The sequence below is a fragment of the Pseudoalteromonas citrea genome, from assembly GCF_000238375.3.
GTDB lineage: Bacteria > Pseudomonadota > Gammaproteobacteria > Enterobacterales > Alteromonadaceae > Pseudoalteromonas > Pseudoalteromonas citrea.
In genome coordinates this window covers 272,382-298,684 of sequence record NZ_AHBZ03000014.1, presented here as the reverse complement: position 1 = coordinate 298,684, position 26,303 = coordinate 272,382, and the positions used below count along the sequence as shown (strand labels likewise).

The following is a 26,303-nucleotide window of genomic DNA, read 5'->3' as shown; positions in this document are numbered from 1 at the left end:
ATCAATTACAATACCGTGTTTGATACGCTGAACACCTTCATTGAGCCTTTGTAATCGGGTGTAATAGAATTTCAATTAGCTTCACCTAAGCTGTATACAAACAGGGTGGAGGTATGTGATGAATGATATTCAGCATAAGCAGCAAGGTTTTTCTTTAGACCATCTATTCTTTGATGGGTTGCTCGATAAACTTGGTGAATATCTGCCAAAAACGCCTATGTCGATTACCTTAAATAATAACTCAGAACGATATACTCAAGGTTCACCTCATCACCGTGCGCACATTATTCATGGTGGCAAGGTCTACAGTCATTTTGGTGAGTTTGCTCATTATGAAGATGCAATGGCTGTATATAACGGCAAAGTGCTAGCTTTGGGAACATTGGATGAAGTACGGCACCGGGTTTATCAAATGGGGTTTATAGCGACATTTTATCGTTTAAAACCTAATGAAGTCGTCACACCTGGTTTTATAGAACCTCACTGCCATTTGGTCACTTCTGCAGTTTTACAACAATGGTTTCATTTTGGTCCTTTTGGTTTTCATTGCAGAACTTGTAAATTTATGGACAGCTATAATATTTCTTATGTGTTGCGATCAGTTTTGTACTTGGACAAAGCGATTAAAGATAAGCAATGGCTACTAGGGTACGGGCTTTATAGTAGTTTACTGAGTTCTGATGATGTATCAGATGTATACAGTGTGTATAAAGCATTGCGAACAATAGCAATGAATCGGCCTGTTGTTATTTTTGATGCCCAACAGCCATTGGCATTCGTTAATACAGCTGCTCTAGAGCTGCTGTATAAATACTTGGCACGGAATCATGTTGGGTTATTTAAGAATAAACAACATTTTTTCACTGCTATAGAAAAGCAAGGAGGTCTTAAAGATGAGCAGTTACTCTGGATTTTAGAAGTACTCCCCGTGCGTCAACTTCAGCAATTTGGCTATGCACTTATACAAAATATAGATAATTTACTGACACATGCGAAAGAGCAGGGGATCACGCATTTAGGGTATGTTGATAGCCACCCAGTGGCATTAAACTTATTAAGCACTTATTCGCAAAGAACACCCAAAGTACACTTAGTTAATACCATAGAGACTTGGATCAATGCGTCATGCAACTACGGTAATGACTTAGGGTTGGCTGACATAAGTAAAGCCGTTATTGATAACTCTATTGCTTTAAATATTGGTGATGTAGGCTATTTAGGTTTTGATTGGGTCCAAAGTTATCATGGTGAACAGACTTTAACACCTTGTCAGTCATTGCTAAAACAAGGCGTAAATGTATGCTTGCAATCAGGCTTCCCCATGTTGCCCTTATCCCCGTTGAGAAATGCCCAGCAAGCTACCACGAGAGAGATGGAGTATGCACCTCACTGCTATATGGCTGCTGATCGCACTTTGGATAAAAAGCAGTGTTTCACTCGCTTACAATCCATGAGGAGTATTTCTAGTGCCGCAGCATCTCACTTAAAAATACATCCACAAGCGGGTCATTTATTTGCTGGGGGGCGAGCTAATTACTTGCTACTATCAGATGATCCACTGCATTGCTCTGATCTCGACATGCGACGTATTCATGTAGTGCATAGTTCAGTCAATTGACCGCACTATTAGTTCCCATAACAACTACCCATTTATAAGATTTATTTCAGTTTCTTAGTTAAAGATGTACAGCTTTTATTGTTGTTTACCGACCGCGCTTAAGAACTTGAAGAGCACAACATGACAGTTTTTATTACTTTATATTATATAAAATATATTGTATATTTTGTAATTTAAATGTAAAAAATGTAATTCCTCAACGTCAGTTGTGGATTGACAACATTTAAAGGACAAATTATGAAACTATCAGCGCTCATGTTGGCGTTATCTGTCATTGGCTTAAACTTCAATGCACAAGCGCATCAACAGCACCGTTCAACAAAACCGACAACGACTGATGCAACCAATACCCAGCTTCATGGGCATCATCAATTAGACAGCCATGAAAAAGCACCGAGTGCCGCTTCGCAAACCGCACATACTTTTTCAATGCAGACACATACCACACAAAATATATTTAATGTAGCTGCAACATGCGATGTAAATGCGTTAGCTGAGGCTAACTCTTCGCAGTTACTTACAGAGATTAAAGCACAGGGAAGTACCTGTATTAATGAGCTATTTAATGCAAGCAGTACTATTCAACAGCAAGTATTTAACTCTGATAAAATGTTTGCCGCGGCGAATCGAGCGAAGGCACTGTCAGTAACTTATAGCGGGTTGGGCAGCAGTGAGCTCGAGGCATTGTTCTTATTCATACGTGCTGGCTATTATGTTGAGTTTTATAACGATGGTGTGCAATTTTCTGATTGGTTAAAACCGGCAGTAAAAAATGCCATTGACGCGTTTGTTAACAACAATCACTTTTATGATAATAATGATGCGCACGGGCAATTATTAAAAGAAGTTATTACCACAATGGATAGCTCCGAGCAGCAAGATGTTTACTTGCCAGTTATAAAGCAATGGTTAAGCCGCTTTGATCAAAATTATGCTGGTGTACGAAATATGCACCGAGCTATCAATGGCATTTTTACCGTATTATATCGTGGGCAGTGGAATGATAACTTTAAAGGTTTAGTTAAATCAGATACTCAATTGGTGCAGTTATTAAGTGAATTTACCAAGCAAACATGGTTGATAGGGGCTGATGCTGAATATCTCATGGTCAATGCCGCTGGTGAGTTAGCGCGATTAAAAGCCTACAAAGATACACCCATTCAAACTAACGTGGATACCGCGCTAATACAGCTTTTTTCTACTTATAAAAGCTTCGGGTATGGCGATGCCATTTGGCTTAATGCCGCTGATGTTGCGACATATTATGCAGACTGTAGTCAATTCAGCATATGTGGCTTTGAAGCGCAATTAACCAGCCAAGCACTTTCACAAACCTACCAATGTAGTGATACCGTTAAAATTCGCTCACAAGATATGACTCCTGCACAGCATGTATCTGCATGCAGTACTATGGCAATGGAAGAAACTCGCTTTCATACCCGCTTAGCAACCGCCAATACTCCTGTTGCTGATGATAATAATACCTTTTTACAGGTGAATATCTTCAATAGTAGTGATGACTATAAAAAATACGCTAAGGCGATATTTAAAATAGACACCAATAACGGGGGGATGTATTTAGAGGGCGATCCGAGCAAAGTAGGTAACCAAGCAAACTTTATAGCCTATGAAGCCACGTATGCAAAACCGGATCATTTTGTGTGGAACCTTGAGCATGAGTACGTGCATTACTTAGATGGCAGATTTGATTTATATGGCGATTTTAACGCGCCTACAGAAGCTATTGTATGGTGGAGTGAGGGGGTCGCAGAGTACATTGCTAACTTAAATGATAATCAGGCGGCAATAGATACCATCAAAGATGGTTCGACCTACTCTTTGGCACAAATATTTGCGACTACATATGCAGGATTTGATCAGGACCGGATATATCGCTGGGGCTATTTAGCGGTGCGCTTTATGTTTGAACGTCATAATGATGAGTTAAATGCGATGTTGTCGCACACACGGGTTGGCGATTGGGCTGGGTATAAAACATTGCTTACGGGTTGGGTTAATCAATATGAAAATGAGTTTACGGTTTGGACACAAGAGCTCGCTGGTGGCACTGCCAATGACGCGCCAGTCGCGGTAGTGAATGGCCCATATCAAGGTTTGGTAAATCAAGATGTCCAGTTTTCCAGCCAAGGTAGTTATGATCCTGATGGGGAAATAGCTACTTATTTATGGCAATTTGGTGATGGTACCCACAGTAATAGTGCAAACCCTATTCATCGTTATGTAAGTGGTGGTAATTACACTGTGAACTTAACGGTAACTGATAATAACGGTTTGAGTACGGCAGTCGCATCGAGTGCAACAATTATTGAGGACAGTACTTCGGAGCCCATGTTAATTAAAGGAAAACCACGTATTATCTCGGCGGAACAAGATGAACTCAGTCATTTTACCTTTGAAGTACCCCATGGGGCGACTAATTTAACCATATCAACAGGCCAAGGAACGGGAGATGTGGATTTATATGTGCGCTTTGGTAGTAAACCGACGTTAACTGAGTATGACTGTCGGCCATATCAAGGTGGCAATGCTGAACAATGTGAAATAGCCGCACCACAGGCTGGCAAATATTACGTGATGACCAGAGGCTATAACCGTTATGCCGATGTCAGTTTATTGGCTGATTATGTGCCAGCACTGTCACGTTTACCTGATAGTTGTCAAACTCAAGGTGTGGTAACTGATGGACGATTATTGTCTGGGCAAGCTGTGTGCTTGGCAAACCAAACACCCATGTGGTTTAGTATGGAAAACATGAGTGGCCAAAACCAAATTCGTATAGAAACGGCTTATGGTACCGGTGATTTATCACTCGAATATAGTAATTCTGGTTGGCCAACTGACACAAATGTGGAAGCGCGCTCTAATAACACCGGAAATAATGAATGTATCAGTCTGAGTGGCCAATCACAGTATTGGGGTTATTTGAAAGTATCTAGTGCTGGTGTTGGGAGTACGCTGAAAATAACTTATAACGAGGGCGGGTGTTAGTTTCTTTCTCTAATTAAGTGCTTGTAAAAAAGGTGGCTGTGCTGCCTTTTTTTATTTTTGGAACGCGGCAAAAACAAAAACCTTACCTAAACTGAAATAGATCTTGGATTAAGTGGGTCAACTACCATGCTTATAAAACAAAGAGGAAATTCACATGAAAGCACTTACAGGCGCAGCAATGGCAATGATGGTTGCCGGGTTAGTTGGTTGTAACAGTACTAGTACGTCAAATTCATCGGCAGGCTCGGCAACGGCCAGTGCTGCAGCCAGTGCAAGTTCTACTGATCTCGTTCATTGTTATGATGTGAACGTATGTGGTGGTCATAATGACTGTAAAACGGCGAGCAATGCATGTGCGGGTCAAGCATCTTGCAAAGGTACAGGGTTTGTTGCCATGCCTAAAAAAGCCTGCGGTGACGTAGGTGGTAAAACAAAAGATGCTTGGGTAGGGGAGATTGCAAAAGCGGCATTGGTGCATTGTCATGATGTGAATATTTGTGGTGGTCATAATGACTGTAAAACGGCAAGTAATGCCTGCGCAGGCCAAGCGTCATGTAAAGGGACTGGGTTTGTTTCTATGCCAGCAAAATCTTGCGGCGATATTGGTGGTAAAGTAAAAAGTTAATTTGACTTTACCAGTTCGAGTTTATTCGTTCACGAAAGGCTATGGATAGCCTTATCACTTAGGAAACCTATGTCAGTACCGTTTTTAGGCTTTGGGATGGGGTTGCGTACATGCTACTTCGAGCAAATTATCTCAGAGCGACCAGCCATAGACTGGTTTGAAATCATTTCAGAAAACTATTTTGTGTCAGGTGGGAAGCCATGGCACTACCTATCACAAATAAAAGAGCAGTATCCGATAGTGATGCATGGGGTATCCATGTCTATAGGTAGTACTGATCCGCTTAATTTTGATTATTTAAGGCAATTGAAAAGTACCATTGAGCGAGTTAACCCTGTGTGGGTCTCAGATCACCTCTGTTTTAGCGCGTTAGGTGAGTTCAATAGTCACGATTTACTGCCTATGCCCTATACCGAAGAAGCACTTAATCACTTAACACAGCGGATATCACAGGTACAAGACTATTTAGAAAGGCCGATGATATTTGAGAATGTATCGAGTTACTTGACTTATAAGCAGTCATACATGACAGAGTGGGAGTTTTTAGCTCAATTGCATGCCCAAACAGGTTGCCAATTCTTATTGGACATTAATAATGTTTATGTAAGTGCACGTAACCACAACTTCTCAGCCATGGAATATTTAAATGCAATCCCGAAGCGCAGCATTGCCCAAATCCACTTGGCGGGCCATAAAGATTTTGACAGTCACATTATAGATACACATGACGAGCCTGTATGTGATGCGGTATGGTCATTGTTTTCGCAATTTAGTCAGCAACTCCCTGCTGTGAGCACCATGATCGAACGAGATGATAACTTTCCTCCCTTGGTTGATTTACTCGCTGAACTGGATCATGCCAAAGCATTAACGCACGACCACTGGAGGTAAAATGGGTGACCTAGCCAGTTTACAAAACGCTTTTATTGCACTGTTGCAGCAAGGCAATACAGGGCTAATGCAAGACATTGAAGATCAACCTCCGCTTCAGGTTAATCAGCGTTTAGAGATTTATCAAAATGCTTATCAAATCAGGCTGAGAGGCGTATTAGAACAAGACCATGAGACGTTAGGGTTCTACTTAGGTGATGACTTATTCAATCTCATGTTGACACAATATATTGCTAGCTTTCCTTCGCAGTCCCGTTCACTGCGCCAATTTGGTGATAGATTACCGGAGTTTTTACGGATGACCGCGCCTTTCTCTGCGCATGGTATTCTGGCTGAAATAGCTGAGTTTGAACGTATTCTGCTGCGTGCTTTTGACAGTGCTGACGCCACAACGCTAAGTTGGCCGCAATTACAAGCTATTGATATTGGCCAATGGCCTAACATGATTTTAGTATTACATCCGAGTGTGCATTTTTTAACGTGTGATTATGCAGCAGTTGAAAGCTGGCAAGCGTTAAAAGAAAAAAATGTGCCACCAAATGCAGATATTAAGGGCCCACACTATTGGCTTGTTGCGCGCGAAGCCACGTTGCGCACAGGATTTCATCCATTAACAGCATTGCAATGGCAATGCATACAAAGTATCGCACAAGGTATGCCGTTTAGTATGGTATGTCAATCTGTGGTAGGGGAGTTTGAAGACGAACAGGCAGGTTCTATGTTTGTGATCAGTGTATTACAACTGGGTATTCAACAAGGCTGGTTTAGCGATGTACACTTACTGCACGCTTAAGCAACGACGGTGACAACCTGAGCGTGATTTATCGTTTTTAATTTCAATATATAGCGCCACAAGGCGCTACCTTACCAACTCCCCGTATTTTCCATTGACTGCCAAGGTTCTTGGCTTGATAGCGCTTCGCCTTTTTGTAGGAGTTCAATTGAAATACCATCGGGTGATTGGACAAATGCCATATGGCCACAACGAGGTGGGCGGTTAATAACGACACCGGCAGACATGAGTTTATTACAGGCGTCATAGATATTGTCGACGGAAAAGGCCAAGTGGCCAAAATTTCTGCCACCACTGTATTGTTCTTTATCCCAGTTATAGGTTAATTCAATCGTCGGTTTAAAGGTGTTTTTAGCTTCGTCTAATTGCCCTGCCGCAGCTAAATAAACCAGTGTAAATCGGCCTCTTTCGCTGTCGTATCGTTTTACCTCAATTAAGCCAAGTAAATCACAGTAAAAATGCATCGACGCGTCTAAATCAGCAACGCGTACCATTGTGTGTAAAAACTCCATAAAAATGCCCCTTGTTGTCTTGTTGCAGCCATTGTATGGCGAAATTAGTAGATAACAAGAGGCAAAGTATGTGCTTAATTAATATTTCGCTGTGACCGTCACTCCGCTAAACGCACTATATCCACGTAAGGCGATATGCCATGTGCCTGCTTGTGGATTTGATAATACACAATTTTCCACATTACCATCTTTGTAAGGTCGACAGTCATAGCTTGATGAGGTTGGTTGACTGCCAAAGCGAACGTAAAGGTCTGCATCACCTGTCCCAGATGCTGAATTAACCGTTAAGGTATTTACGCCACTTGGTAGCGTGAGTGTTTTGTATACCCATTGATCTTTATTCGCACTAAGGTTTGGCCATTGCTCAGAACCACCATTATCTGGTGGAGTTGTTGAGTCAAAACTCGCGACCAAGCTAACGCCACTGTATGCTGCATAACCAGATAACATGACGTAATATTTACCCGTTTGAATTGGGCTAATATCACAGGTTTCGTTATTACCTGATTTGTACGGGCGGCAATCGTAGCTATTAGCTGTCGGTTTAGTCGCATGTTTAACATACATATCTACATCGCCTGAACCACCAGAGGTTTTAAATGAGAGTGTTTTTGCGCCAGCTGGCACATCTAAAACGTAATAGGCTTGACTGCCTTTGTTGCCAGATTGCCCGGAAACCGGCGTATTATTAGACAGTGGCGTATCTGCTGGTGGGTCAACGGGATCCGTTGTGTTATCTATAATACTTAACCCTGACGCGCTTTGTTTTAATACCAGCTCTTCTCCCAAACCGTTTGCATACCACCAATTGATGTTTGTGGGTAATGCGAGAGGATCAGCGTCACGCTGGGCTTTAGTTAATGTACTAGCAGTACTGTCAAACTGAGCCGTTCTCACTGTTAAGTTGTTATTGGTAACACTCATTACTTTAAACTGTTGAATACTGGCAAGGTCAATGGTCCAAGACTTGGGATCATTAGCTGATCGCGCAGGTGCACCCCAACTGCCTTCACCCACATAGACTGTGCCGCCAGTGGTTGTTTTTACAAAGTTACTGCCTGAGGGTTGCAGTGCTTCGGTAATTTTGTTGATATGGGTATCAGACTCAACAACCAGGTTCATTTTTTTATCATAAAAATTTTGCGCCCACCACGTGTGTAAAATGGTGTTGTCAGACTTTCCTGAATAATGTGGGTACATAGGCTTATGGTACTGCGCAACACGCCATTTAGCGCTTGAACCTTGAGATGTAAGGTCTTGTTTTAGCCAATTATTCATGGTGGTCGCATAGTTTGACCAACCACTATTTTTGTACTGGCTATTCAGTGTGTAGACACGCAACAATTGACTGACATTGAATGCCCCATAGGTATCTGAGCTGGTACAGCTGCCATCTTTATTAAAGTCTACCCCGAAAACCTGACATAGGGTTTTATAGTTACCGTCTTCGTGATTACCATGTGTTGCAACAAATGGGTAAATACGTTTGTAACTTATGCCATCGATTTGGTCTGTTGAGAAGGTTAACTGCCAATCTTTAAGGTACTCTTTCATTTCAGATGATGAATTAGCGTTAGTGTAGTCCCCACCATGCATAATAAAGAGCGGTCTAATTTTAGCGATTAGCTGGTTGCCTTTTCGGCGGTTTGTCCAGCCGGTTCGTGTATCCCCGCCAGCAACCACGGTAAATCCGTTGCTTGATGTTGGTGCGGTTTTAAACCACAAACGTTCACCACAGCCTTCACTGTCGCACACGCGATAATAAATATTACTATTCGCAGACAGTCCAGTAAATGTGACAAATTTGCTCTGTAAACTGCTCGCGAAAGTATGCGATGCAGATACTTGTTTAGTTTGCCATGTTTGTTCGTTGGTAGAGGTCCCATACTTCACAACGTGATTGCTACCCGTGGTTGGAGTAAATCCAATCGTGGCTTGTTGACTAGGGTTACTATCCCAGATCAGCCTGTGGTACTGGCTACCAGCATGGGCGGCACTGCTGGCGAGTGCTAGCCCGATAGCTAGACTCACAATAGGTTGTTTCATTTATTGTTTTCCTTTGGTTGTGTAATGACAGAGGTGCGGCTAGATAACCGCGGAGTGTTTAATCTAATGGCAGTTAAATTGGGTGCAGCGCTGACCAACATGGTAAAGGCGGCATTGCGATAAGGTAAGGTCATGCTCTGACCTGTATGAAAGTTAACGGCTTTGCCACCTATTTGAAATTGTTTGAAATGCGACGGTAGCTGATCGTCGCTGTCTGACGTCCAATAATCGCCATGCTTGATATGGATAAAGTAGTCATGTGCTATATGTGTACTGCTTGGGCGCGTTGGTGCTTCAACCAAGCTTTGTAGCTCTGCGTGCGTAGGCAAGCGCCAGCTTTTTACGCCACATAATCCATCGCGGTTAGTGTGGCGCACTAGATCCTGAGTATCACAGCGCGCTGGTTCAAAATAGCAATCGCCGAGATTTTCTTCACCGCTGTGGTTGTTAAACCATGAGTAAGTCCAATATCCATCATGGATAGACTCGTTATCTGTTTTAACTTCCCACAGAAGGTTATTTTGGTGATCCAGCACACATGACCAAGGTCCTTGCCATGGCTTTAAGGGTTCACCATCAGCTGATATTTTTGTATAACGGGGGTGTTCATGGCTGGGCTCAGCAGTCCGCTCTGATGAACAGTAGAGAGTAATGGCTGCAAGTATTAAGAGTGAACTCACTATTCTGGCTTTCATAGCGAGTACCTTAGCGCAATGGCTGCATTGTGACGGGTGTGTGCAATTTGACTATGATCAAAGGCGGATACCCACATACAAATCCCATTTTGTAGTGCAACATCATGGTCTGAATTTGTCTGGTTTTTACGCACGAGCTCTAATGTCCACATCCCATCTTTCCAATGTCCGCGAGTGCGTACATCAGCACGATCTCCCTCGAAGCGATTGGAGCGATAAAGCACGGAGGGGATCTGACTACCGATTGGATAATTATCTTTGGCTGATTGATATGGGGAAGAGCCAAACCAAGGAAGAACTTGGTTTGGCGCTGTTAAGGTGTCGGGCAATCGTTTTGGTATAATGCCTTTTTGGCTATACCATTGCCAATTCATGACGTATGCACCACTTTCTTTTCCATCTGGTAAGTAGCCTGCGCTATAGCGCCTTTGACCATGCAAAGGCTGGGCGGGAGGGCCTACAAAGTTATCATCGGCAAGGACCATGTCATTCGTACGTACGGCTTTCCAGTGCCATAAATCTCTTATATTGCCATCTACACTGGCGTGGTAGCCTTTGCCATGCCAATTACTGGGTTTATTATCAAGTGGTTTTTTTCCTAAATGGGTTGTTCCGTCAGCACCACTGCCGCATGTGTGAGAGAGCATGACGGCAAACTTGTCTTCGTAGTGGTTTCTTTCATCAAAATTTACAAATCCATTTTCTTTAACTTTCCAACCATCTTGCGTTTTTTCTAATGGGAGGTGCGCTAAGCTGTGCGTTGGGTCTTGCCATTTAAACAGAAAAAAGGTTTCGTGTTGGTTATGCAATGCTTTAATGGTGACCGTAGTTTGGCCGTCAACAAAGTTTGCACCTCCGATGGTATGAATCTTAATACTGGGTGTATTTTGCCAAGCAACTTCAGTATCTAACCCATCAATCTCCATCAAAGTTTGTGGCTTTATTGATGTCACATGAAGGAATGTTTGATTGTATTGTGAAACGTAAAAAAGGCTTGGTACTGCAAGTACTAAAGTGAACATCAGTAGCCAAGGGAACTGACGCTTAGGAATAAAGAGTAGCCTTTTTATCAACTTCTTACCGTATTGTATAACGTATACCCAACTGTGCAGGATCAGGTAAACAATGATCAGTAGGGCAGATATAAGGTGTATTGTATGTACGTCAAATTGAGTTAGATTAAAATAGACACACCAGCCAGTAATAAGGCTCACGACGAATACAAGGTATCCAAATTGGTTAATAAAAATATGATATTTACTCCCTGTTGGAAGTGATTTTTTTTTCTTTTTGTAAATAAGATAGCTAAAACTCAGTATGGTAAGCGTACAGGCGCTTAACATGTGCCAAAAGTGAACTCTACCTTCTGGTAAAATGGGGCTCAGCAATAAAAAACTATCATGGGTCACTGTAGCGATTCTTAAGCCACTGAATAAACTTGTGAAAACTGTGATGATTATAAATAGGTGTAATAGCAAAAATGTAGAACGATACAAAACTTAGCGACTCTTTTTTGAAAGTGATTAATTTATATTCACATTCTATTTACTTATTGTGAAGTATTTATTATAAGAAATTCTGTAAGTTAGAAAATGTCAGGTGGTTTGGTTATGGATCTGTAACTTTTATTGGCTAATATTAATAAAGTCTTCCGCGTCAGAATTGAAACAGGGAAATAATGGCAAAATTTATACTCGATAGTGAAAATGTAATTGATAGCATGGCCGACATTGTGGCTTGTTTAAATACCAGTGATTCGATCCAGCGTTTTTTATTGGATATTCACTGTATTTTGCAAAAAATTACTTATGCCGATAATTTTTACGTTGTGCTGTTTAAGCAGGATGGTCGCTTAAGCTTCCCTTACTTTCATGATGTCAAAGATGATTTACGCGCAGAAGATCTAGAAGACTTAGATGTTGCTGAGATATCTAAGTCGCTAACAGCCTATGCTTTGACAAAAAAGCAGGTCTGTAATTTTACCTGTGATGATATAGAAGCGTTAATCTCTAAAGGAACGCTAGAGGTGCTAGGCTCGCTACCTAAACAGTGGCTGTGTTTTCCGCTGTTAAATCGGGATGTTTTTCTTGGCGCATTTATTATTCAGTCCTATCGACGCGAACAAGAGTATTCAGGGGTTATTGTTGAACTGCTGTATACCATTAGTCACGTGATTTCATCAGCGCTTGATGCCTTTAATAATCAACAAGCGCTATTAGAAGCCAACCATACGCTACAAAACTATCAAAGCGAGCTTGAACTGCGAGTTGAAGAGCGCACAAAGGAGCTGAAAAACAGTTTAGAAGAGCTTAAAAAAGAGGTCGCTAAGCGAGAAGAATTACAACAGTTACTTGAATATGAATCATTACATGACAATTTAACGGGTTTGGCAAATAGAAAGTATTTATTTAGTGAGTTGACTCGACTGGCAGCTAAATCATCACGTTCACCGGTAGACGTTTATGTCTTGTATTTAGACTTAGATGATTTCAAACCAATCAATGATCAATATGGCCATAAAAGTGGGGACTTAGTGTTACTTAGCGTGGCTAAACGTTTACTTAAAGAGGTTCGCAGTTACGATATTGTATCGCGTTTAGGGGGCGATGAATTTGTTGTTGTGATGATCGAGCCATTAGAAAAAAGTGTATTACTACAAGTGTGCGAACGATTATTAAAAAGTATTCAAGCACCTATTGAACTTGAAAACAATGTTCAAGTGAGCTGTGGATGCAGTGTAGGGATTGCTGGCAGCTATGAGCATACATTTAATGCTGAAGAGTTACTCCATGCGGCAGATGAAGCCTTATATGTTGCAAAAAATAAAGGCAAAAACCAAATTCATTTTCAAGAGGATGAATAGGCCTTTGTACTTTTTCTCTGTTTGCTTTAGGATCAAAGCACTTAAAGAACTTTATCGTTAGTGCTATGTTAATCAGAGTTTTATTATTTATCTGCGCGTTTGTTTCCGTGCCAAGTTTTGCGATAGAAGTAACAGATCTTTACCAAAGCACGCTGGCTGTTGCAGACAAAACCCGCGCGACCCGTGTAAAAGCAAGCCAACAAGCATTGATGAATGTGATCAAAAAGCTGACCGGTCGATACGAAAATGTTGATCATGCCCTTATTAAAAAAGCCAAGCGTTCTATTTCTGACTATATGCTCAAATATGAGTACTTAAATCTAGATGATGACGACGATGAGCTTAAAATCCGTATTAAATTTGAAGCGAGTAAGGTAGAAACGTTGGTACGTGATGCGCAACTACCATTTTGGGGTAATCGCAGGCCAATGATCGCCATTTGGTTGGCCATTGAAGACAATTTACAGCGCGACTTTGTCACTCAAGAGCGTTACCCGCAATTGGGGCGTTTAATTTATGATACAGCAGCAGAGTGGGGTGTCCCGGTGGTTGTGCCTTTACTGGACTTGCAAGATAGAGCCAGTGTAGGTATCGCCGAAGTGTGGGGGAATTTTTCTGAACCCGTAGAGCAAGCGTCTATTCGTTATAACGCTGAGCGAGTTATTACAGCACGTATGTTTAAACAACCACACAGTAGTCGCTGGCAATTAGAGTGGCGCTATACTGATGCAGAATTATTTGAGTCTAATCAGCTAGTGGGTGATAAACAACAAGTATTGATCCAAATGGTTAATGATTTGTCTTCTGTTTTAGTGGCCAATTATGTGATTGATCCAGCGGTATCCTATGCGACAACCAGCACCGTTTTCACCGTGGATAAATTAAACGATTTTACCCATATTGAGCAGGCCAAACGTCAATTAAAAAGTATCAGCACAGTCGCTGGGGTAGACGTTATTTATCGTTCTAAAGATGTAGTTAAATTTGAAGTAGAGCATACATCGAGCTTAGAAGACTTGATCAAAGCGCTTAAACTTGAGCAAGCATTTTCGGTATATATTGATCCTCGCGCCTTTTATCGCGTCGCGGATGCGCAGAGTTTGAAATACAGTTGGGTTGGACCATGATGGAAATGGAACCATTACAAATGGCGTTACCTGTTACGCTGCCTGATGATGAAACATTTTCGTCTTATTTCGGTGGTGAAGCTTCTTTAGAAGTGACCCATTTAAAAACGACATTGGCGACACTGCAGCAAGGTTTTCATTTTACGTACTTATGTGGCCTTGCTGACTCAGGGAAATCACACTTATTGTATGCTACCTGCATTCATGCTCAAGAATTAGGGCTTTCAACAATCTTATTGAGTTTACGAGAAGTCATAGATTTTGGCCCAGCTGTACTCGATTCTTTAGAAAGTCTAGATGTGGTCTGTATTGATGACGTGCACTTAGTCGCGGGAATCGAAAGCTGGGAAAAGGCATTGTTCAATTTTTACAACAGATTTAACGAGCCTGGAAAGTGTCTTGTTGTCACTGCCGACTTATTACCTAGCATGCTGAATATTTCTCTGCCAGATTTAGAGTCTCGCTTAGCTTGGGGCACTACTTTTCAAATTCGTTCGATGAGTGATGATGATAAAGCTGAAGCTTTGGTAAAACGTGCCAATATGCGTGGGCTGGAACTGACTGATGAGTGTGCGCGTTTTTTATTGACCCGCTTAAGCCGAGATATGCGCGCATTACTCGATGTGTTAGACAAATTAGATCATGCCTCTATGGCGGCACAGCGCAAATTAACCATTCCTTTTATAAAAGCCACGCTGCAACTGTGATTGATTTTTAGCCCCACATTCTCCAAAAATCGCAAATTAAGTCTTGAAAGCGAGGTTTGCGATTAAAATTTAGCATGTTTACAAAAATAATCTGGTTGAAAGGCAAACAGAGCCCTGTTAGGGCTAGAATCTGACCTATGCTTTCAGTTATCATACTTAGTCAACACACAGCAAGTTACCTCAATAAAGATCAGGTATAGAATGAACTTAGAGAATATTTTAGCGCAAGCGCTTGAAGCCGTGAATGGCGCAAGTGAAATCGCGCACCTTGAGGACGTCCGAGTAAACTACCTTGGTAAAAAAGGTGAGATCACTGGACTATTAAAAACACTAGGTACTTTGGCGCCTGAAGAGCGTAAAGAAGCTGGTGCCGTGATCAACCAAGCGAAGACTCAAGTACAAAACGCGATCAATGAACAGCGAGAGTTATTAACTCAACAAGCGCTAGAAAAAAAACTAGCCGCTGAAACCATCGATGTGACTTTACCTGGGCGTGTCATGCCTGTGGGCGGTGTTCATCCGGTGACTCGCACAATCGAACGAATTCAGTCATTCTTTGGTGAGCTAGGCTTTGAAGTAAAGTCAGGGCCTGAAATTGAAGACGATTTTCATAACTTTGATGCGTTAAATATTCCTGAGCACCATCCTGCACGTGCTGATCACGATACATTCTATTTTAATCCGAAATTGGTATTACGAACGCAAACCAGTGGCGTACAAATACGCACCATGGAAGCAGAGCAACCACCACTGCGTATTATTTCGCCTGGCCGTGTTTATCGAAATGATTACGATCAAACGCATACACCTATGTTCCATCAAGTAGAAGGCTTGATGGTTGATACTGATGTGAGCTTTACTGAGTTAAAAGGTATTTTGCACGACTTCTTACGTAACTTCTTTGAAGAAGATATGGAAATTCGTTTCCGCCCCTCTTATTTCCCATTTACTGAGCCTTCGGCGGAAGTAGATGTTATGGGTAAAAATGGTAAATGGTTAGAAGTGTTAGGCTGCGGTATGGTACACCCTAACGTACTACGCTCAGTCGGTATCGACCCAGAGAAATACACAGGTTTTGCATTTGGTATGGGTGTAGAACGCCTAACAATGCTGCGTTATGGCGTTAACGACCTACGTGCATTCTTCGAAAACGATTTAAAATTCCTAAACCAATTCAGATAAGAGCGAAGTAAATATGAAATTTAGTGAAAAGTGGTTACGTGAGTGGGTTAATCCAGCCATTGAAACTGAGGCTCTATCTGAACAGCTTTCTATGGCTGGTTTAGAGGTTGACGGTTTAGAAGCGGTCGCTGGGGATTTCTCAGGTGTAGTTATTGGCGAAGTTGTTGAGTGTGGTCAGCACCCAGACGCAGATAAATTACGCGTCACAAAGATCAATGTTGGCAAAGACGAACTGCTTGATATCGTGTGTGGTGCCGCAAACTGCCGTACGGGTATTAAAGTGGCTGTTGCACAAGTAGGCGCTGTATTGCCGGGTGATTTTAAAATTAAAAAAGCCAAGCTACGTGGCCAACCTTCACATGGTATGTTGTGTGCGTTTGAAGAGCTTGGCATGGCTGAAAGTTCTGACGGTATTTTAGAGCTGCCTAGTGACGCTCCGATTGGTCAATGTATTCGTGAATACTTCGCTTTAGATGATGTGACCATTGATGTTGATTTGACAGCAAACCGCAGTGACTGTTTAGGCATTAAGGGCCTTGCACGTGAAGTTGGCGTTTTAAACTCTTTAGATGTGACAGAAGTAGAGATCACACCTGTCCAACCAACAATTGATGACAAAATTGATATTGAATTGGTTAACAGTGCGTCGTGCCCGCGTTATTTAGGTCGCGTCATTAAAGGTATTAACCTTGATGCGACAACGCCACTGTGGATGGTTGAGAATTTACGTCGTTCAGGTGTGCGTTCAATTGACCCGGTTGTTGATGTAACTAACTACGTTTTATTAGAGCTTGGCCACCCAATGCATGCGTTTGATTTGAGCGCAATTGAGGGCGGTATTAAAGTACGTAATGCCAATGACAATGAAGAATTGGTATTACTTGATGGCAACACGGCGAAGTTAAACCCATCAACATTATTGATTGCTGATGACAACAAAGCATTGGCAATGGCAGGTATTTTCGGTGGTGAAGCGTCGGGTGTGAAAGAGGGAACTCAAGATATCTTACTTGAAAGTGCTTTTTTTGCTCCGCTGGCAATTGCCGGACAAGCACGTAAATACGGCTTGCACACAGATGCGTCTCATCGATATGAGCGTGGTGTTGATTATACATTACAACATGATGCTATGGAGCGTGCTACGGCGTTGCTACTAGACATTGTTGGTGGGCAAGCTGGCCCGGTGGTTGAAGCTGTATCAGAAGCTGATTTACCCGCTGTTAAAACAGTGACCTTACGCCGTGCCCGTTTAGACCGTGTTATTGGTTACCACATTGAAGACGCTAAAGTTACTGACATCCTAACGCGTCTAGGCCTTGAAGTAACTGTCGGTGACGATACATGGCAAGCGGTTGTCCCTAGCTACCGTTTTGACATTCGTATCGAAGAAGATTTAATTGAAGAAGTGGCTCGCGTATTTGGTTATAACAATATTCCGAATGTCGCCCCAACTGCTGCATTGAAAATGACGACGCATGTTGAAGCTAACTTGCCAGTTGCACGTTTTCGTAATGAATTAGTGGCTCGCGGTTTCCAAGAAGCAATTACCTACAGCTTTGTTGATCCTAAAGTACAACAGTTACTGCACCCAAGCGCAGAGGCATTAGTATTGCCTCACCCAATTTCGGTTGAAATGTCAGCGATGCGTGTAAGCTTGATGCCCGGGCTAATAAATGCGGTTGTTTATAACCAAAACCGCCAGCAATCACGCATTCGTTTGTTTGAACATGGTTTGAAGTTCATCAAAGATGAAACGGCAGAAAATGGTGTGGCCCAAGTCCCTGTACTCGGTGGAGTTGTTTTCGGTAATACGCATAACGAGCACTGGTCAGTTGATTCTCGTCCAGCTGACTTCTTCGATGTGAAAGGTGATGTTGAAGCATTGCTCGCATTGACTAATGATACTGCACGCTTTAGCTTTAAAGCGGAGCCAAGCGAAGGGCTACATCCAGGACAATCAGCAGCAATTTATGTTGATGGAGTAAAAGTTGGCTTTATTGGTGCTGTTCATCCACAATTACAAAAGTCGCTTGGCTTAAACAGCACAGCGTACGTATTTGAAGTGGAGGTTTCTACTTTAGAAACAAGAAAGCTCCCAGAAGCGGTAATTGTGTCTAAATTTCCATCAAATCGCAGAGATATTGCTATTTTAGTTGCAGATGACGTAAAAATAGGCGATATTTTAAATAGCATCGAGAAAGTTGGCGGAAATCAATTAGTTGACCTAAACTTATTCGATGTGTATAAGGGCAAAGGTATTGAGCCAGATTTTAAGAGTTTGGCGATTGCTCTTACATTACAAGCGGTTGATAGAACGCTCGAAGAGAAAGATATCAATCAAGTTGTAGACAACGTGGTGGCCGAATTGGCCAAACAATTTAATGCAACGTTGAGGGACTAGATATGGCGCTTACTAAAGCCGACATAGCTGAACACCTATTTGAGAAATTGGGGATAAATAAAAAGGATGCCAAAGACTTAGTTGAAGCGTTTTTTGAAGAAATCCGCTCAGCGCTCGAAAAAGGGGAGCAGGTTAAGCTCTCTGGATTTGGTAACTTTGATCTTCGTGACAAAAAAGAGAGACCAGGCAGAAACCCGAAAACGGGTGAAGACATTCCTATCTCTGCGCGTCGCGTTGTTACTTTCCGCCCTGGACAAAAACTGAAGACGCGAGTCGAAGTCGGAACCAGCAAAGAAAGCTAGCAGATCGCACGGAGCGATTAAAGAACTTGAAGACCTTGGGTATGTTTCATATTCAAGGTCTTTTGCTTTTTAAACTACGATGACGATATAAGTCGGGTCATGCAACGAAGTAGTATTAACACTCGTTAAGTTTTATTCACTTCTACGAATTTAATAACTCGAGAGCTTCGGCTTAATAACCTTATCTAAATTACTTAATGTATATATAACGGCTAAATAGTATATTCGCCGCACTTCTTTTAATGCACCGTGTGCATTTGATAAAATCAGTTACATAAAAACATGCAAGCAGTATTTTTATGCTAAGTGTGCAGAGTTTACTTTATTCCATTTCAACACAGCCACATTACTATACTGCGCTATTTATCAATCATCATTGATGAGGTAAAGTGAAACAGCGTCAGTTGAATCAAGTTTACCTCACGTAAAGTCGTCACTATCAATTTTAATTTTGAAGATGTATCTCTATATGAACTTCGTATGGCCGTTAAGTTTTTAACTGCTTTAGGTAATAGATAATGGATGGGAAGTTATTGAAAAGTACTACAGTAGAATTGGTCAATGCATTTACGGCAGAAGGGCGAGGAGGCAACCCTGCTGGTGTTGTTTTAAACGCAGAACAACTGTCTTATGAGCAGAAGCTAACCATAGCACAAACCGTGGGGTATTCAGAAACAGCGTTTGTTTGTGCAGATGATATAGCTGATTATGCTGTTTCTTTCTTCACGACAGTTGGTGAAGTTGATTTTTGTGGTCATGCTACTTTAGCAACGTTTTCGACTATGTTTCAAAAAGGCTTACTGAAACCTGGAACTTATACTCAGCGCACGAAAGCGGGCATATTGCCGGTGGTTATTGAATCTACTGGCAGGGTTGTAATGGAGCAGCAGTTACCTCAGAAGGCAAGCAGTTTTTCTTATCAAGAAGTAGCGAGTTGTCTTGGTATTGAAAGTAAAGTCTTGGAAAGTACCAAGCTGCCTATTGAAGTTATTTCAACGGGGCTGCCAGATATGATTATTCCAGTCCCGAATGGTTATTTAGATATATTGGTACCAGATCACGAGAAAATTACACAACTTTGTAAAACGCATGACATTATTGGTTTTCATGTATTTGAGCTATGTGATTCGAACAGTCCGCTTACTGCTAGTTGCCGTAATTTTGCACCATTGTTTGGGATCCCTGAAGAGTCAGCGACAGGCAGTGCCTGCGGAGCCTTAGCGTGTTATCTGCAAGAGCATCTAACTGGCGGCTGCGAATATACTTTTGAACAAGGTCGAGCGATGAACTGTAGGTCACTAATTACAGCGTCAGTGTGTGTGGAAGAACAATCTGTGACCAAGGTACGCGTTGGTGGTTTTTCGACTGGTAATGGTTTTATGAGTGTTTCTGTCTAAGGCGAGTGTCATGAGCTCTAGGAGTTTATGATACTTTTTTGGATAAGTCATTTAAGACATCACGCAATTTATTTGTTAGTGGAAATAAATGTTTCGATTTTACAGATGCTTTAACATCACTGAAGCCATCATAACTTAAACACGTATTATGAAGACTTACGCTTTGTTCCTATAAAGTTATTTTTATCACTATTTAATTAAAAAATACTAAGTATTCAAATGATTGATACCAACACTTGAGATATAGTAAGTTAAAAAAGCAATTAAATACAGTGGCTTAAAGTTAACCCTGAGTTCATCCTCCTGACTTGAGAATATTTTATGACCACAGGCCTTGCTTTTTTTAGCATCGACCAGCTAAGCTGTAAAAACTAATTCATTAAGCGTTTACCGCTTGTCAGAAATCCGTTACGCAATTATTCATTGCGACATGACCTTTTCGGCTCTATCAAACCATGATACGCCTGTCGAAAACGGTTCGATGCCTCACTCAATGTGAGGATCACAATCAAATTACACATAATAATTTAACCTAAGCCGTGTTTTAACACCGTATTTCAACGTTCGTTACACTATTTTTGTATCGTGTTTACGTCTTGAACTGCACTGTTTTAACTTCGTTTCATACTCTGATACGACAGTCATTTGTGCGTCTGAATACCTGTTCTCACCTTTGTAATGCTTTTACTTGGCTTAAGTTTAATTATTGTTCGATAACAGTAAGAATGAGGAAAATAAAAGCTGTGAGTTTACACAACACCAAGCGATTAGTTATAAAAGTGGGCAGTGCATTGATTGCACCGCAACAAGATGGCTGTAAAGCGCGTTATTTACTCGATATAGCTCAATTTATCGTACATGCACGATCAAGGGGCATTGATGTATTGCTTGTGTCATCAGGATCCGTTGCAGCTGGTGCACACCACTTTAAAAACCCAGATAGAAATAACATTGCTATTAAGAAGGCCATGGCAGCAGCCGGACAAATGGATATGATGTCGACATGGGACCGGTTTTTTGATTTCCCCTCAGCTCAGCTGTTAATGACCCATGCTGATTTACGAGATAAAGAACGTTATAACAGTATTCGTCTCACGCTATTTAGCTTGTTGGAGGAAGGGATTTTACCCATTATTAATGAAAATGATGCGGTTACAACGGATGATTTAAAAGTCGGAGACAATGATAACTTATCAGCGATGGTCGCTGCGGCAGCAGATGCTGATACTTTGGTGATCTGCTCAGATGTTGATGGCTTATTTGACAAGAACCCAAACACGCACAGTGATGCCCAGCTCATTAAAGAAGTGAGCAGTATTACCCCTGAGATCTACGCTATGACAAGCGGGCCGACCAGTTCTGTGGGTACTGGTGGCATGAAAACTAAACTAGAAGCCGCCGAAAAGGCAACTTCTCATGGGATCATGACATATATTATTAATGGTTTTGATGAGAAAACGTTTGCTGCACTATTAGAAGGTGATAACCCTGGCACGTTATTCACACCGTTTGATAAGCCAATGGAAGAATCACAGCACTGGATGACGCATACCGCCGCTGAATATGGTGAATTGGTGGTTGAATCTGAAGGGATTGATACAGCCGAGGAGCTCAACTGCGAAGAGATCTTATCCATTGAAGGGGAGTTTTCGGCCGGTGAGACTGTACTTATTAAAAATACCAAAGGGCAGCGTTTAGCCAAAGCGAGTAGTAATTACAGCAGCTGCTTACTGAACTTTGTTACCCAAAAAACTGATGGCGTAAATATGAGCCAAATGCAACGTAATATTGGCCCCATCATTTCAAATAACGACATTGCTGTACTGGAGAAAAAGTAATCATGGGCTTAATTACCAACTTATCGAACAATGCGGCGAAAGCTGCAAAAATATTGGCATTATTGTCAACTGAAAAAAAGAATCAAGTATTGAAGGCTATGGCGAATGCATTGCGAGCGCAAACGGATGTGATTTTGCGTGCCAATCAAACAGATTTAGCTAATGCGCAACAGAATGAATTAAGCCCAGCGATGATTGACCGGCTTACATTAACCCCTACTCGTGTCGAAGATATGGCACAAGGTATTGAAGTTATTGCAGAGTTGGGGGATCCTGTCGGTCTCACTCGCTCATTAGGTACTCGTCCTAATGGAATTGAAATCAACAAAATGCGAGTGCCACTGGGGGTAGTATGTATGATTTATGAAGCACGGCCTAATGTTACTGCAGATGCTGGCGCACTGTGCTTCAAGTCAGGTAATGGTGTCATTTTACGTGGGGGTAAAGAGGCTTTGGCAAGCTCAATGGCCATCGCTGGTGTGATGCATCAGGTGTTAACTGAGTTTAAATTACCAGAAGCGCTGATTTCGGTTGTGCCCGATCCTGACAGGGCACTTATGATGGAGCTAATGCAGCAAAAAGAATACATTGATTTAATCATTCCCCGTGGTGGTGAAGGGCTTATTAATTTTGTGACTGAAAACAGTACAGTGCCTGTAATTCAACATTTCAAAGGTGTATGCCATTTGTATGTTGATAAAGAGGCGGATTTAAAGGTAGCGGAAGCTCTGTTATTGAATGGTAAAACACAGCGCACCGGCGTATGTAATGCCCTTGAGTGCTTGGTGGTTCATCAAGAGGTCGCCCATAACTTTTTAAATCAAATAGCACCTATTTTGCGTGCTGCAAACGTCAAAGTGAATAGCTGTCACCGTGCAGCACCATACTTTGATGATGCTACCGTGTTAAGCGATGATGAGTTTGGGGAAGAGTATTTAGCATTAGAAATTGCAATTCGTATTGTTAATGATTTTGCTGGGGCAATTGAGCATATTGACCAATTTGGTAGCCACCATACCGAGGTGATCTGCACAACTAACTTAAAGACGGGTACCTTGTTTCAACGAAGTGTGGATGCCTCTGTCGTCATGGTCAATACCTCATCAAGGTTTAGTGATGGCGGTCAATTAGGGCTTGGTGCAGAAATTGGTATTGCGACAACTAAATTACACGCCTATGGGCCTATGGGGCTAGAATCGTTAACGACGGAGAAGTACTTAGTCAATGGCACTGGGCAGGTGAGAGATTAAAGTTTGCTACTGGTTGATCAAGAAAGTGTGGGGCTCCCCCTACGCTTTCGGGTTGCTCTCGATATTACGGAGTAATGCTTTGTTGTTATCTGAATAGCCTTTGCCCCGTATATTGTTGCTTTGAATAATAAAATACGCCTCAGGACCTTTAAACTATGAGGGCGCTAGGTGTAACACCTCTCTTGTTGTTAATGGTAATCGTTTTCATGTATATTTGTATTAATGAATTTATACAGTGAAAAGAGAACCTATTTATGACAGGAAAAAACAGTTGGCCAACTGATTCTGATGGAGATATGCTGCGTTTATTAGAGGAAAGAAACTTTGATTTTAACGCTGTGCATAACATCGAGTTTAATATTGATTTTCAAGCTTGGCCGCTAAATAAAGATCAGCAAGTTTCTATTTTAGAACAGTTACCTGATGCCAGTTTTGTCGACCCAGATGAAGACTCGATTGCAGAAGGTGATGAGTCAGGTTACGTATCATTTGCAGTAAAAAGCAAAGTAACTTATGAGTTTATAACCCAAGAACAAGAAAGGTTAGGTGATCTTTTTTCTGACATAGGTGGTTTTTGCAACTCTTGGGGTGTACTAAGCCCATGTGGTGGATAAGGGCTAATCAAGCTGGAGTATTAAGGAAATTTATCATCTTTTATGTTCGAAATAATAGATGGCTACATAATTAGGGAAAGATCAGTTAGTACGGTAGAAAGTTGCGGACGCAGCTTCGAAATTGAAGAGCGTCCTAGAGTTGGTGAACATAGTTGTTTTTGACACATTATTCGCTACTAGACTCGAAAAAACTGTACGCTTTGATAGCCAGCATTGGTTATATGTACCTCAAGAGGCTCGTTATTTAGAACGGCCTTTTGTAAATTAAGACTCATTGCTTCTAATTCTTTAAGTCGTTCTGGATGGACATCGCCACCTTGATAAACAGGGAACTTCACGACCCAAACACCTTCTTGCGTTTTTTTGAGCATTAACACTTCGCCTGATCTACCTGCATATGCGTTTTCATCTATCAAATGTTGGTGTACTTTTTGTGCTACGGTCTCATCAATACTTGAAGCATCATATACAAACGAGGCTTCGCCATGATGTATAGAGGTAAAATTGTTGTTTAAGGCTATCGCCGCAACTACAAATGCAATCACAGCTAAAAATATTATTTTGTTCATTGATGCTTCTTAGTTAGAAAGTTATATCAGTTACATTGTAATTTAACGAAGCATGAAGGTCATGTTTTGGAGATAAACGTTCGTTTTTACATGCCGAATGACAAAGTTACTACTGCGTGTTTAGATCGTGTGTTAATGACTTTTTCAATAACGAGGAAGTAACGGGTCATATCTTCATGAAGGTAAGGTGTTTCAACTGCGTTGTGTGTATCTTTTCAATGAGCTTTGAACCTGCGTCTGTGAGCATTTACGGTGTTTTATAATTAATACGTCAGGTTACGGTTTTTTCATAAAAGGTGAAGAAAACTCAACATCAGTATTAGATTTTAAAACAAAGGGTTATATTTTAAGCGTGAGTAGAGCTCTTGAAACTTGTTGTAAAATTGAACATGTTGTTAATTGGGTGAGCGGGTGCTTGCTTATTATTCTTATAACTTATTAATAGGGAACAACATGAAAATTAAAAAAATACAACTTAAAACACTCACTAAGAATATAACCTTAAATGATAACCAAACACAAAAAGTTGGCGGTGGCATCGGTGCTTACAGTAAAAATTATGGAGCCTGCTATACATCGCCAGCGCATTGCCCTACAGCGATTATTTGCTAACTTTTATACGTGTTAATATAAATCGAACATTTTATACCTGATTTCAGGCTAAGGTGTGATGCTTTGCTTGTTTATTAGTCAGCTTGTCGTAGGACAGATATGAGTATTGCAATTGTCAGTATTTGAAGCGGGCATTTTGATTATGCGTAAAGTGACACCAAGTAAGAAGAGCTTGCTAAAATGTTAGATTAAAAAAGTAGCGACTCTCGCTACTTTTTTAATTAAAGAGAGCTGGCTTATTAAGCACCGCTTTCCATGATAGACGTGCTGCCAGTCTTAGCCAGCTCAGCAAGGTCTTTGTCTATCCAGAATAGCGACTTCCCATCTTCACCAACCAGTTCAAGCTTGTCTAGAATGCCTTTGAACAGTTTTTCTTCTTCATGCTGCTCTGCAACATACCACTGTAAGAAGTTAAATGTTGAATAATCATGAGTGGTGAAAGCAACGTGTGTTAATGCGTTTATACGTTTAGTAATTAGGCATTCGTGTTCATATGTATTTCGAAAAATATCACCTAAAGACTCAAAGTTATGAGGTGGAGCATCGATAGCACCTAAAATAGGTAGTGCACCGGTTTCACTTACATAAGTGAAAAGGCGATTCATGTGCTCCATTTCTTCTATAGCATGTTTTCTTAGGAACTCAGCCGCACCTTCAAAACCACGATCTTCACACCATGCACTCATTTGCAAATAAAGGTTTGAAGAATAAAATTCTAGATTAATTTGCTCGTTTAACTTTTCTACCATTTCTGGGGCTAGCATAGGGAAACTCCTCAAAAAAATTATGCATGCATTGTTCTTTAATACGAGAATGAATACAAGTCTCAGGTAATAAAAATCAAAGAAAAATAACAATTTAGGCGATAAAAGTAGAGTTTTTAACTTTAACCAAAAAGCGTAATCACTCTCATTAAAGCTCACTGGCTATATTTACACTTTGAACGATGAAGGAGGTACAAATTTAAGTGAAAATGCGAATGATTATTTTAGTTTAGTCCCTTTACATAGGTACTTTTTATCGCTCGCGGAGCGCGCGCATTTTTTACAAAAGAAACGGCAAGGCGAGACAATATCAACGAGCTCAGAAAGCTTGCTTTCGATGTCTTTTCTTTTCCATTCACAAAGGGTTTTACTCATAAAGCCTACCAAAAAATCATCAAATACAAATCAGCATTATTATCATCTAGATCTTGGCCGGCATTTTCACTTAAATAGGCAGAGAATACCAGCAATTTTAACTGTGACTCTAT

Annotated in this window: 22 protein-coding genes; 16 read left to right on the top strand and 6 right to left on the bottom strand. The window is 41.2% G+C overall.

From position 1 onward, the window contains the following. The first annotated feature begins 118 nt into the window (after nt 1-118). From PCIT_RS04575 to PCIT_RS04555, 5 genes are all read left to right on the top strand, one after another. Nucleotides 119-1,618, top strand: a complete 1,500-nt coding sequence (locus PCIT_RS04575; RefSeq protein WP_010362630.1) for an amidohydrolase family protein — start codon at nt 119-121, stop codon at nt 1,616-1,618. 237 nt (nt 1,619-1,855) lie between these two features. Continuing rightward, nucleotides 1,856-4,627 (top strand): collagenase, encoded by a 2,772-nt coding sequence (locus PCIT_RS04570; protein WP_010362631.1) that lies wholly within the window; start codon nt 1,856-1,858, stop codon nt 4,625-4,627. Between the two features lie 154 nt (nt 4,628-4,781). Further along, a complete protein-coding gene (gene bufA2, locus PCIT_RS04565; protein WP_010362632.1) occupies nt 4,782-5,252 on the top strand; it encodes a BufA2 family periplasmic bufferin-type metallophore in 471 nt (156 codons plus the stop codon). 69 nt (nt 5,253-5,321) lie between these two features. Further along, entirely contained in the window at nt 5,322-6,143 is an 822-nt protein-coding gene (gene bufB / locus PCIT_RS04560; RefSeq protein WP_010362633.1) for an MNIO family bufferin maturase, read from the top strand. 1 nt (nt 6,144) lies between these two features. Further along, the gene (locus PCIT_RS04555; protein WP_010362634.1) at nt 6,145-6,936 is read left to right on the top strand and encodes an HvfC/BufC family peptide modification chaperone; all 792 of its coding nucleotides are present in this window, start codon (nt 6,145-6,147) and stop codon (nt 6,934-6,936) included. A 71-nt stretch (nt 6,937-7,007) separates the two neighbouring features. On the opposite strand, the gene PCIT_RS04550 is transcribed toward PCIT_RS04555, so the two are convergent. The 4 genes from PCIT_RS04550 to PCIT_RS04535 form a co-directional block, all read right to left on the bottom strand. Further along, complete coding sequence (locus PCIT_RS04550) at nt 7,008-7,448, bottom strand: VOC family protein (RefSeq protein ID WP_010362635.1); 441 nt, start codon at nt 7,446-7,448, stop codon at nt 7,008-7,010. A gap of 78 nt (nt 7,449-7,526) precedes the next feature. After that, complete coding sequence (locus PCIT_RS04545) at nt 7,527-9,494, bottom strand: pre-peptidase C-terminal domain-containing protein (protein ID WP_010362636.1); 1,968 nt, start codon at nt 9,492-9,494, stop codon at nt 7,527-7,529. Further along, a complete protein-coding gene (locus PCIT_RS04540; protein WP_010362637.1) occupies nt 9,491-10,189 on the bottom strand; it encodes an Lcl C-terminal domain-containing protein in 699 nt (232 codons plus the stop codon). The genes PCIT_RS04545 and PCIT_RS04540 overlap by 4 nt, the downstream gene beginning before the upstream one ends. Next, nucleotides 10,186-11,211, bottom strand: coding sequence for an ethylbenzene dehydrogenase-related protein (locus PCIT_RS04535; protein WP_238347997.1), 1,026 nt, complete (start codon nt 11,209-11,211; stop codon nt 10,186-10,188). The genes PCIT_RS04540 and PCIT_RS04535 overlap by 4 nt, the downstream gene beginning before the upstream one ends. A gap of 656 nt (nt 11,212-11,867) precedes the next feature. On the opposite strand from PCIT_RS04535, the gene PCIT_RS04530 reads away from it, so the two are divergent. The 10 genes from PCIT_RS04530 (at nt 11,868) to PCIT_RS04485 (ending at nt 23,870) form a co-directional block, all read left to right on the top strand. Then, complete coding sequence (locus PCIT_RS04530) at nt 11,868-13,052, top strand: sensor domain-containing diguanylate cyclase (protein ID WP_010362639.1); 1,185 nt, start codon at nt 11,868-11,870, stop codon at nt 13,050-13,052. A 65-nt stretch (nt 13,053-13,117) separates the two neighbouring features. Beyond that, nucleotides 13,118-14,179 carry a DUF2066 domain-containing protein gene (locus PCIT_RS04525; RefSeq protein WP_010362640.1) on the top strand — a complete coding sequence of 354 codons (1,062 nt, stop codon included), beginning with the start codon at nt 13,118-13,120 and terminating at the stop codon, nt 14,177-14,179. Beyond that, nucleotides 14,176-14,886, top strand: coding sequence for a DnaA regulatory inactivator Hda (hda, locus tag PCIT_RS04520; RefSeq protein WP_021032261.1), 711 nt, complete (start codon nt 14,176-14,178; stop codon nt 14,884-14,886). Before PCIT_RS04525 ends, hda begins: the two co-directional genes overlap by 4 nt. A gap of 201 nt (nt 14,887-15,087) precedes the next feature. Further along, a complete protein-coding gene (gene pheS, locus PCIT_RS04515; RefSeq protein ID WP_010362642.1) occupies nt 15,088-16,068 on the top strand; it encodes a phenylalanine--tRNA ligase subunit alpha in 981 nt (326 codons plus the stop codon). A 13-nt stretch (nt 16,069-16,081) separates the two neighbouring features. Further along, the gene (gene pheT, locus PCIT_RS04510; RefSeq protein WP_010362643.1) at nt 16,082-18,469 is read left to right on the top strand and encodes a phenylalanine--tRNA ligase subunit beta; all 2,388 of its coding nucleotides are present in this window, start codon (nt 16,082-16,084) and stop codon (nt 18,467-18,469) included. Nucleotides 18,470-18,471: 2 nt separating this feature from the next. Next, nucleotides 18,472-18,771, top strand: coding sequence for an integration host factor subunit alpha (ihfA, locus tag PCIT_RS04505; protein ID WP_010362644.1), 300 nt, complete (start codon nt 18,472-18,474; stop codon nt 18,769-18,771). Nucleotides 18,772-19,289: 518 nt separating this feature from the next. Continuing rightward, nucleotides 19,290-20,168, top strand: coding sequence for a PhzF family phenazine biosynthesis protein (locus PCIT_RS04500; protein ID WP_010362645.1), 879 nt, complete (start codon nt 19,290-19,292; stop codon nt 20,166-20,168). A gap of 725 nt (nt 20,169-20,893) precedes the next feature. Further along, entirely contained in the window at nt 20,894-22,006 is a 1,113-nt protein-coding gene (gene proB, locus PCIT_RS04495; RefSeq protein ID WP_040697050.1) for a glutamate 5-kinase, read from the top strand. 2 nt (nt 22,007-22,008) lie between these two features. Continuing rightward, nucleotides 22,009-23,256 carry a glutamate-5-semialdehyde dehydrogenase gene (locus PCIT_RS04490; RefSeq protein WP_010362647.1) on the top strand — a complete coding sequence of 416 codons (1,248 nt, stop codon included), beginning with the start codon at nt 22,009-22,011 and terminating at the stop codon, nt 23,254-23,256. Nucleotides 23,257-23,510: 254 nt separating this feature from the next. After that, nucleotides 23,511-23,870, top strand: a complete 360-nt coding sequence (locus tag PCIT_RS04485) for a ribonuclease E inhibitor RraB (RefSeq protein ID WP_010362648.1) — start codon at nt 23,511-23,513, stop codon at nt 23,868-23,870. Between the two features lie 176 nt (nt 23,871-24,046). Here PCIT_RS04485 and PCIT_RS04480 read toward each other — a convergent pair whose 3' ends face one another. Continuing rightward, on the bottom strand, nt 24,047-24,439 hold the full coding sequence (locus PCIT_RS04480) for a hypothetical protein (protein WP_010362649.1): 393 nt from the start codon (nt 24,437-24,439) through the stop codon (nt 24,047-24,049). 453 nt (nt 24,440-24,892) lie between these two features. Between PCIT_RS04480 and PCIT_RS04475 the strand changes: the two genes are divergently transcribed. After that, on the top strand, nt 24,893-25,051 hold the full coding sequence (locus tag PCIT_RS04475; RefSeq protein ID WP_157592801.1) for a hypothetical protein: 159 nt from the start codon (nt 24,893-24,895) through the stop codon (nt 25,049-25,051). 239 nt (nt 25,052-25,290) lie between these two features. On the opposite strand, the gene ftnA is transcribed toward PCIT_RS04475, so the two are convergent. Next, the gene (gene ftnA / locus PCIT_RS04470; protein WP_010362650.1) at nt 25,291-25,815 is read right to left on the bottom strand and encodes a non-heme ferritin; all 525 of its coding nucleotides are present in this window, start codon (nt 25,813-25,815) and stop codon (nt 25,291-25,293) included. Nucleotides 25,816-26,303 lie beyond the last annotated feature (488 nt).